Origin of the sequence: Neobacillus novalis NBRC 102450 (genome assembly GCF_001591805.1) — a bacterium.
GTDB lineage: Bacteria > Bacillota > Bacilli > Bacillales > Cytobacillaceae > Neobacillus > Neobacillus novalis.
Genome location: NZ_BCVP01000069.1, coordinates 1 through 9,840, shown reverse-complemented (window position 1 = coordinate 9,840; position 9,840 = coordinate 1). Strand labels below are relative to the sequence as shown.

General features: G+C 39.1%; 9 protein-coding genes. 7 read left to right on the top strand and 2 right to left on the bottom strand.

Annotated features, from left to right (window positions below; genetic code table 11):
- Nucleotides 1-380 precede the first annotated feature (380 nt).
- Together BANVL01_RS25915 and BANVL01_RS25910 are read left to right on the top strand one after the other, a co-directional pair.
- On the top strand, nt 381-932 hold the full coding sequence (locus BANVL01_RS25915) for a cysteine hydrolase family protein (protein ID WP_066095617.1): 552 nt from the start codon (nt 381-383) through the stop codon (nt 930-932).
- Between the two features lie 63 nt (nt 933-995).
- Complete coding sequence (locus BANVL01_RS25910; RefSeq protein ID WP_066095618.1) at nt 996-2,459, top strand: nicotinate phosphoribosyltransferase; 1,464 nt, start codon at nt 996-998, stop codon at nt 2,457-2,459.
- 478 nt (nt 2,460-2,937) lie between these two features.
- On the opposite strand, the gene BANVL01_RS27950 is transcribed toward BANVL01_RS25910, so the two are convergent.
- Nucleotides 2,938-3,138 (bottom strand): hypothetical protein, encoded by a 201-nt coding sequence (locus BANVL01_RS27950; RefSeq protein ID WP_156487476.1) that lies wholly within the window; start codon nt 3,136-3,138, stop codon nt 2,938-2,940.
- 376 nt (nt 3,139-3,514) lie between these two features.
- On the opposite strand from BANVL01_RS27950, the gene BANVL01_RS25905 reads away from it, so the two are divergent.
- The 4 genes from BANVL01_RS25905 to BANVL01_RS25890 all read left to right on the top strand — a co-directional run bounded on the left by BANVL01_RS25905 (nt 3,515) and on the right by BANVL01_RS25890 (nt 8,005).
- The gene (locus BANVL01_RS25905; RefSeq protein ID WP_066097214.1) at nt 3,515-3,820 is read left to right on the top strand and encodes a PadR family transcriptional regulator; all 306 of its coding nucleotides are present in this window, start codon (nt 3,515-3,517) and stop codon (nt 3,818-3,820) included.
- Nucleotides 3,821-3,833: 13 nt separating this feature from the next.
- The gene (locus BANVL01_RS25900; RefSeq protein WP_169803226.1) at nt 3,834-4,973 is read left to right on the top strand and encodes a DUF2812 domain-containing protein; all 1,140 of its coding nucleotides are present in this window, start codon (nt 3,834-3,836) and stop codon (nt 4,971-4,973) included.
- 122 nt (nt 4,974-5,095) lie between these two features.
- On the top strand, nt 5,096-7,075 hold the full coding sequence (locus BANVL01_RS25895; RefSeq protein ID WP_066095624.1) for a DUF4910 domain-containing protein: 1,980 nt from the start codon (nt 5,096-5,098) through the stop codon (nt 7,073-7,075).
- Between the two features lie 102 nt (nt 7,076-7,177).
- Nucleotides 7,178-8,005: a GNAT family N-acetyltransferase gene (locus BANVL01_RS25890; protein WP_066095627.1), complete on the top strand. Its 828-nt coding sequence runs from the start codon at nt 7,178-7,180 to the stop codon at nt 8,003-8,005.
- Nucleotides 8,006-8,110: 105 nt separating this feature from the next.
- Here the strand turns inward: BANVL01_RS25890 and BANVL01_RS25885 are convergent, their stop codons facing one another.
- Nucleotides 8,111-8,557, bottom strand: a complete 447-nt coding sequence (locus BANVL01_RS25885; RefSeq protein WP_066097216.1) for an Rrf2 family transcriptional regulator — start codon at nt 8,555-8,557, stop codon at nt 8,111-8,113.
- A 237-nt stretch (nt 8,558-8,794) separates the two neighbouring features.
- Between BANVL01_RS25885 and BANVL01_RS25880 the strand changes: the two genes are divergently transcribed.
- Nucleotides 8,795-9,670 carry an SDR family oxidoreductase gene (locus BANVL01_RS25880; RefSeq protein ID WP_066095630.1) on the top strand — a complete coding sequence of 292 codons (876 nt, stop codon included), beginning with the start codon at nt 8,795-8,797 and terminating at the stop codon, nt 9,668-9,670.
- The last annotated feature ends 170 nt before the right edge of the window (nt 9,671-9,840 follow it).

Genomic DNA, 9,840 nt, shown 5'->3' with positions numbered 1-9,840 from the left:
TTTTTTATTAAAGGCACTGTTATAACTGAATGTTGATTTCACTGTGTTTGAAAAATAAACGGAAGAATTCCGTTTAAATTGGGAAATACCCATATTTACTTAAAAATAAAGGGAGTTTTTTCGTTTATATGATCCAAATCGTTGGATTTTGCCTAATTTAGAGCAGTTAATCGGAATATCTCCGCTTATATTGGCTTCTTAAGCTTCCTCTATAGACATTAGCCGGAAATTCTCCGCTTATGAATGTTCATACCTCCAAGAAAATCAACAATGAATAATAACAGAGCCTTATTTAAAGAGATTTCGCTTTCAGCGTTCATGAATAGTATGTATAATGAATTAAAGACATCAGTCAAGACAGTAGGAGGAGTGAAGGGGTAATGGTAAACAAGGCATTAATCAATATTGACTATACGTATGACTTTGTGGCGGATGCCGGGGCGTTAACATGTGGTAAGCCGGGGCAGGCGATTGAAGGGAAAATCGCCCAACTGACAAAAGAATTTATTGAGAATGGCGATTATCTTGTTTTTGCCATCGATGTTCATGATCAAGGTGATGAGTATCATCCGGAAACGAAGCTGTTCCCGCCGCATAATCTACGCGGCACTGCTGGAAGAGACCTGTTTGGCGCATTACAACAGGTTTACTCTGAAAATAAACATCGTGAAAATGTTGCTTATATGGATAAAACAAGATACTCCGCGTTTGCCGGAACGGACCTTGAAATCAAATTACGTGAGCGAGGCATTACCGAGGTTCACCTTGTTGGTGTCTGCACCGACATTTGTGTTCTGCATACAGCCGTTGATGCGTATAATAAAGGCTTTAAAATTGTTGTCTATAAGGATGCTGTCGCATCATTTAATCCGGCAGGTCATGAATGGGCCCTCGGACATTTTGAACAATCGCTCGGTGCTATGGTTATCTAGTCTTTTTAATGGTATTATTATTTTTAATGGTGAAAAGCTGTAATAGTACTCCGGAGGGCGATTATGAAACACATTTATCATGATGATAGTTTAACTTTGCATACGGATCTATATCAGATCAATATGACAGAGACATATTGGAGAGATGGGATACATAATAAACGCGCGGTCTTCGAATTATTTTTCCGCAAACTTCCTTTTGGCAATGGCTATGCTGTTTTTGCAGGCCTAGAAAAGGTCATTCAGTTTATTCAAGGCTTCCGTTTTAGTGAAGAAGATCTTGAGTATTTGAAAAATGAAGTAGGCTATAAGGAAGATTTTTTAGCCTACCTTAAAGAATTACGGTTCACTGGATCGATTCGTTCTATGAAAGAGGGCGAGCTCGTTTTTGGGAATGAGCCGATTATACGGGTTGATGCACCCTTGGCTGAGGCGCAGTTAATTGAAACAGCCTTGCTCAACATTGTGAATTACCAAACATTAATTGCGACAAAGGCGTCACGCATCAAGCAAGTGGTTGGCAATGAAGTGGCGATGGAGTTTGGGACAAGACGGGCTCAAGAAATGGACGCTGCTATTTGGGGCACGAGAGCTGCATATCTTGCCGGCTTTGAAGCAACCAGCAATGTAAGGGCAGGTAAAATGTTTGGCATTCCTGTTGCTGGAACCCATGCGCATTCGATGGTCCAAGCCTATAAAGATGAATACACAGCATTTCATAAATATGCGGAATCACATAAAGACTGTGTCTTTTTAGTAGACACGTATGATACCCTCCGCCTCGGCGTGCCAAATGCGATCAAAGTGGCGAAGGAACTGGGAGATAAGATTAATTTTATTGGAATTCGCCTCGACAGCGGTGACCTTGCTTATCTTTCGAAGGAAGCGCGCAAATTGCTCGATAAAGCCGGTTTTACAGAGGCAAAAATTTATGCCTCAAGTGATTTGGATGAACACACGATTATTAACTTAAAAGCACAGGGAGCCAAAATCGATAGCTGGGGTATCGGCACGAAGCTGATTACTGCTTACGATCAGGCTGCCCTCGGTGCTGTTTATAAAATTGTCACGATTGAAGAAGAGAACGGCCATATGGAAGATACGATTAAAATTTCCTCTAATCCGGAAAAAGTGACGACTCCGGGGATGAAGAAGGTGTACCGGATTATCAATAATACCAACCACCATGCCGAAGGTGATTACATTGCGCTGGAGGATGAAAAGCTCCCGGAAAAGAAGTTAAGAATGTTCCACCCAACCCATACCTACATTAACAAGGTGGTTACAAACTTTACGGCAAAAGAGCTTCATGAGGATATTTTTACTGGCGGAGAGCTCGTTTATGAAATTCCTTGCTTAGAGGAATCCCGCGAGTATCTGAAGCAGAATCTCGATGCATTATGGGACGAGTACAAGCGGCTCATGAATCCGGAAGATTACCCTCTTGACCTGAGCCAAAAATGCTGGGATAACAAGATGAAAAACATTCAAGAAGTGAAAGATAAAGTTGCGGCAATGAAAGAATAATAATTTGTGGGGCGTCCTAAGATTTAGGACGTCTTTTTTATGTTAGGCTTATTTTTTATAAAAATTGTTGCTTTTAAAAATTCGCCGATAGAATCCCAAAATTCGCTGATAGACTTGCCAAATTCGCTGATTGAATCTCAAAATTCGCCGATAGACTCGCCGTATTCGCCGATAGAAGCGTAGAACCAAAAAAAGTCCCTGAAAATCACGCATTTTTGTGTGATTCTACATCTCAGATAAGTTTCCTCTTGATTAATAACAATAATGTTTACAAAAACAGCCTTAGAATAAACGAAAAGCAGACCCAAAAGAGGACGTTTTCACCCTTAGGCCTGCCAATTACGTTATTTTTGCTTAAAGTAATCCATAAAGGCATGGAATATTTCGATACCCTGGTAGGCAAACATTCCTACAGCTGATATTGAAAATAACCCAATCATTACGAAACGGATCCACATATTAACTTCCTCCCTTTTATTTAGTTTTCTAAATATTCGGGAGGGAGGATCACATAATTCGATTGATAAAAAATGGCGAAAAGAAAAATATGCTTTCTGTCAAACTTTGAAGACAAATTAATGAGTGGAATCACTGCTGTTAGTAGGACCAAGGTAAGTCCAAAGAGAATCTGCAGGTCGATTGGCTGCTTTTTCTCATCGTCCGATTGCGACTTCGCCACCGAATCATCAAGATTGATGATTGCTTTAATTTCAGGATGTGAGCGCGGAATCGTGTTTGAAAAGTGTAAAAAGTTAAAAGCAAGGAAGGCAAGGAGTAATGGAATGGAAAGGGTTTTTAATTTCTTTATAGGTATCCACTCCTTCCAATGAGATAGTTATAATCATATACACTTTTATTATATTTGAAAACATAAATAATCTGACAATTTTCTTGTCTTTTGCTGAAAAAAGGGCTAGTGGGGCACAGGGGGCAGCAATATCACTGTTTACAATTTGTGGAATCATAGGTATTATTATGTTATGCGATATATCGTAAGGCATAATATTAGTTAAAATAGAAGGTGAAAAAAAGTGGCAAATGACCAAAGGGCTCCAATGACTGAGGCAATGTATTATGTGCTGCTTGCTTTATATAATCCATTGCATGGATATGCAGTTATGGATGAGGTTAAAAAAGTTTCTAACGGACGAATTATCATGGGCCCAGGAACTCTCTATGGTATTTTGAAACGAATGCAGCAGGAAAACTTTATTGTTTTAGATGAATTAGATGGAAGAAGAAAAATCTATCACATTACTGAAAATGGGCGGGAAGCTTTAAAGCATGAACATCAAAGACTTACTTGTATGGTAGACGATGGAAAACCCTTACTTGGAAACGGAGATTCTAATGGAAAATAAGTTGAAAAGGAAAATGCTGTGGCTAGATGCCTGGGATATTGAGGAACAAGAGGCATGGTTTTCTCATATGTCTTTACAAGGATGGAAACTTATTGGAATTAGCAAATGGATGGCGGAATTTGAAAAATGCGAACCTCAAAAAGTGAACTATCGTTGTGATGTATTCAAATTAAATGACAAGTCCGAGAATAATCGGATTGAATTTTACAAACAATCAGGCTGGGAGCATATAGCTACACGTGGATTCATCCAAGTATTCAGAGACATGAAAGGGGACAATTCGCTGGAGATTCATACGGATCCCATCGAACAAGCTGCAACATTATCGATTCTAAAACAAGATATAACGAAAAGAGGGATACTTACTCTCCTGTTATCTGTTATTACCCTGATGTTAATTGTTGGAGCACATCAGATTGACCCTGTAGGCAATTATCTAAATGATAAGTTCATAGAGACAATCGTGTTGATAATCGCATATATGTCCATTAGTATCACGATGGTCAATGGGATGATTCATATGTCTAAATTGATGAAAAGGTTAAAGTCGGGGAGCCTGCTTGAACATGAAAAGAGCTATCATAGAAAAATCAAACGCAATAAAGTAGTTGGAATAACTGTTATTTTCATTCTTTCCCTTTGGGTGCTAACCGTTTTTTTAAATTTGATGAATTCATTGCAGGAAGATAGATTTCCTGCAATACCAAAGACGGAACTGCCTATTGTGCAAATGGCCGATTTTATCGATGATTTTACCTATATTGATGAGGAAGGGTTAAGCTATTTTAAAGAGAATTCAAGTTTCCTAGTCCCTAGACAATACCAATTAGAACAAATGGTGGAAGTGCCGGGCGAAACGTGGGAGGACAACAGCGATATCTATAGCCCATCGATTTCGTCTTTTGGATATGAAGTACGAAGTGAATGGCTTGCCAAAAAGTTTGTCCAAGATTTAAAAGAAAAACACACGTATTACGCTGAAAATTATGTGAAGGTACCAGAAAGTAAATTTGATGAATTGTGGCTTAGCCAAGGGAATTTTAATGCAGCTTTTATTGCAAGAAAACATAACAAAGTTTATCGTGTTTTATATTATGGGAAGGGCTCAATTGATGAAATAATCGAACGGGCATTAGCAAAGGCAGAACGATAAAACAACACGAAAGGATTGTTTTTTCATGTTATCAAATCGTTAAGGTGCGTTAATTTTTCAAAAATAAAGGTTTTCATTTGGAAAAAAAGAATAAAAGAAGAAAAGAGAATGGAGGGGATTACATGTTCAACAATTGGAAAAAAGTGATTGAGGAAGAACTGTCAGGCAGGCAAGCCTTTCGATATGCAGATCGAATTGCCCAATATCATCGAATTCAAGCCACACTGGGATATCGACAAGCTGCTCATGAAGTCATTCAGATGTTGGAAAGAGATGGAGTGAATACGGAAATTGTATCTTATCCCGCGCAATTCGGAGAGCGATTCTTATCACATTTCTCTTTTCAGGAATGGAAATGTGAAGGAGCGGAACTTTGGATTGAGGCCCCGTTTCGAAAACGAATTGCCCGCTTTAATGAGGAAGAAATCTCCGTCGTTCAACGAAGTATTTCAACACCGGAAGACGGAATTGAGGCAGAATTGGTTGTCATCGAAAATGCAGAAGAAGAAAGCAGTTATGAGGGGCTTAATCTTGAGGGGAAAATGGCGTTAGTAAGAGGAAATGTTTCTATCATTCATGCGTTAGCAGTCGAGAAATATAAATGTGCAGGTCTTATTTTTGATAATCTTACAGAATTTAAACCAATCCGTACCCGGATGGATTTACCGGATACAAGGCAATATACGTCATATTGGTGGAACTGTGAAGAGGAAGTGAAATCCTTTGGTTTTGTAGTTTCGCCAAGGATCGGGGAAGAGCTTAGAAGTCTTTCGAAAAAACAACCTGTCCAATTAAAAGCCTTTGTGAAAGCTGATTTGGAAGATGGGCAATTTGAAAATATTGAATATCTTATTCCAGGTAAAAGTGAGAAGGAAATCTTACTTGTCAGTCATCTATGTCACCCCTATCCTGGAGGGCAAGACAATGCTTCCGGACCAGGGACATTAATGGAAGTGATGCGAACGTTAACCCGATTAATAAATGAAGGAAGATTACCTAAACCAGAGCTTGGTATCAGATTTTTAATGATGCCTGAAATGACGGGAACGTGTGCTTATTTTCACCAGCATCCTGAACGAATTCCACTTACAGTAGCAGCCTTGAATTTGGATATGGTAGGGGCTGACCAAACGAAAGGCGGCGGTCCTTTATGTATTGAACAACCACCAATGGCGCTGCCGACATTTGTTGACAGGTTTGCGTATAAATTAGTTGAAGAGATTGCTAACAATACATCGAATTTTACAGGCACAACTGAATATAGCACGGTGCACTATGTGAAGACGCGTTTTTCCGGGGGAAGCGATCATTATATTATTTCTGATCTTGCGATTGGGATTCCATGTCCAATGGTCATTCAATGGCCTGATAAGCATTACCATACAACAGATGACTCTACTAATAATCTCGATGAGAACATGATGAGGCTTGTTGGAACAGTAACTGCTTTATATGGTTATGGTTTGGCAAATGGAGAAGAGTCTGATTGGCTTTCCTATACATTGCACCATTTGGGAAAAGTCGGTACTCATCTTAGTGATGCAAAAGAATGGCTATTAAAAAGAAAACTATCTGAGGAGCAATTTAGAAATGCCTTTTCCCTCTATATAAAATATGAAGAGGATTCCTTATCGCAATTAGATTCATATGCTAAACTTCGAAATTTTAGTAGTTTACAAGAGGTTATTGGTCAAATGAAGGAACTGATTCTTAAGCAGGCCGAGATTGTTTCGGAAATTGCCGGGAAAGAGTTTCAGCCAATACTGGCAAATCAGGAAGTGTCACAAGATTGGATGAATGCCATTTACCGGAGAAATTATAAAGCCCCGATTCGTTTGGCGGATGAAATTAAACAGTTATCTTTGCAAGAGAGGTATCATTGGTTAAAAGAAATGGAGCCGACCGTACCACTTGGATATGCAGACTTCCTTTTTTATTGGATGGATGGGCAGCGAACAGTGAAAGAACTACTTTACCTGACGGAATATGAAACAGGAGAATTTTTTCCAGAGTATGCAAACGAACTACTGCAACTTTGTTTAAGTTTAAATATAATAAGCAGGGACACAGGGACAGGCAACGTGTCGCAATATCATTCTTAAAGAGGTAAATGGTACACTGTGCCTGTCCCCCTGTCCGAAAAAGAAGGAAAAACAGGGTTGTGTCTAGAATAAGAATAGGTGGATTTAACGGGGGTGATCAGAATGTTAACAAGTATACAATTAAATGAAATAAAGGTTCTTCAAGAGGTTTGTGAGAACGAGGGCGGGTTTGAGCTGAAACTGAATTTTGAGATGCTTAAAAACCGGGTGGAAAATAAAACGGAAGACTTCTTCCATTATGAAGATGGCCGGCTTGTGGGTTTTCTGGGAAGCTATGGTTTTGGAATTAAGGTCGAGCTTTGTGGAATGGTACACCCGGAATACCGAAGAAGAGGAATATTTTCTAGACTACTGGAAATGGGAATCGAGGAGGCGAAGAACCAAAATATCGAGACGATTTTGTTAAACGCTCCAACAGAATCGCAAACGGCAAAGGAATTTTTAAAAACGATTCCGTGTAAATTTTCAGTTGCAGAATATCAAATGAAATGGCAGAAAACAGAATTGACTGAGGATCCGGAAGTTACGCTTAGACCATCTATATCAACTGATGATCGGGAAGCGGAAATTCAACTGGAAGTCTCAGGATTTGGTTTTAGTGAAGAAGAGGCGCGTGAGTATCATCAGACGATCAGAGAAATCGATAGTGATCAACGATTCATTATTGAAGCAAATGGAAAAACGGCCGGGAAAATGCGCGTTTCCGAAAAGAATGGCGAAGCATGGATTTATGGTTTTGCTATTTTCCCCGAACTCCGCGGGAAAGGGATCGGGAGAAAGACTTTATCAAAAGTGGTAAAAATGGCGGATCAAAAAGGCTTGTCTATTTTTCTCGAGGTAGAGGCCAAAAATGCCCATGCACTGGGACTCTATGAATCATGCGGATTTAGAAGCTATCATTCTCAAGATTATTATGAATATCTTAAATAGGCCCTACGAGGAACCGTTCATGCAAGATTGTATGAACGGTTCCTTTTTTCCTCTTTATTACCTCGACAAATTCCTTCAAACTTTGGAGTGTACCTGGCACCATCTTTAAGAATGTCTTTTATCCAAATTCTCTTTTTCAGTAATATCCTTCACAATATCTTCAATCGTTACATTTTCTAGCACTTTTTCCAGCGCTGATTGAGCAGTGGATAAGATCGGGATGATTGTATCTTGAATATTCCTGCCTACCACACATTTTATATTTGAATTTTCGTGAACACTGAACAATTCATGTTTCTGTACGACATTAACTGCCTTATATACGTCAAGCAATGTAATATCAGATAATTGCCGAGCAAGCTTCGTACCTGCAATACCGGGATGTACTTCAACTAACCCAGCTTTCTTTAGCATTCCGATAATTTTTCTTATTAAAGCAGGATTTGTGTTTACACTTTCTGCTAAATACTCGGATGAGCTTATCCCGTCCTTATTAAACTCAATAAGAGATAATATATGAATTCCTACAGCAAATCGGCTGCTGATAGACATCATTTATTCACCTTCCTTGCATGTTTTATCATAAATTCACTGAAATGTAATTATAATGATTTCAGCCTTATTATACTCTAAAGCTTGGGTATACTATCAAAAAATTGTTAATTAGAATGATTGACAAAAACCACTAATGTAACTATTATGGTTACAGGTAATCAAATTGATTACAATTTATCTGGAATTATTGTAACACAAAGAACCCAACAAATCATTTATTGGAGGAATAAGATAATGAAAATGTTAGTAACAGGAGCAACAGGGAAATTTGGCACCAAAGTAGTAGAGACACTATTGAAGACTGTACCAGCCAATCAACTGGCTGTCAGTGTTCGTAAACCAGAGAAAGCGGAAGGATTACGGGCTCGTGGCGTAGAAGTCCGGCAAGGAGATTTTGATAATCCAGAAACATTGGATTCCGCATTTGCAGGTATTGATCGCTTGTTAATTATATCTGCGGATGGAGACAATGACACAAGAATTCGGCAGCATGCCAATGCAGTATCTGCGGCAGAGCGTGAAGGGGTTAAATTCATTGCATATACCAGTTTAGCAAATGCACAGGAAAGTAATAACCTATTCGCTCCTACACATCAGGCAACAGAAAAAGCAATCTTGAAAACAGGAATTCCTTACTCTTTCTTACGTAATAACTGGTACCTGGAAAATGAAATTTCAAGCATTCAAGCTGTCAGTGCAGGAGCTCCCTGGATCACTTCAGCAGGTAACGGCAAGGTAGGCTGGGCCCTACAACAAGATTATGCAGAAGCTGCGGCAGCGGTACTATCTGGAAACGGGCACGAAAATACAATCTATGAGCTTTCTGGTAAGGTATTGACTCAGGAAGAATTAGTATCTGCTCTTGGAACTGTACTGGAGAAAGAAGTACCCATGCAACAGGTTGATGACGCGACTTATGCCGATATTATGAAGGGTGCAGGCGTACCTGATTTCATTATTCCTTTGCTTGTTGACATACAAAGAAGCATTCGAGAAGGTTCACTAGATTTTGAAAGCAGTGATTTTGAAAAACTCCTTGGTCGTCCAGCTACCCCAATCAACGAGGCCTTGAGCCGTATCGTTAGTCAATTCTCTAAAAAGGAAAATTAAAGTGATATGTCCATTGCAATGATTAATCCTATAGTTGGTGTCGAAAAAGGATCGTTTTTATAATATCGTTTTCACCTGTTAATTAAGGCGAAATAGTTTAAGGGTCGGTCTCCTATGCGGTAAGCAGTGGGGACTAACCCTTTTTATATTTGTTGTATTATTTATTAAGT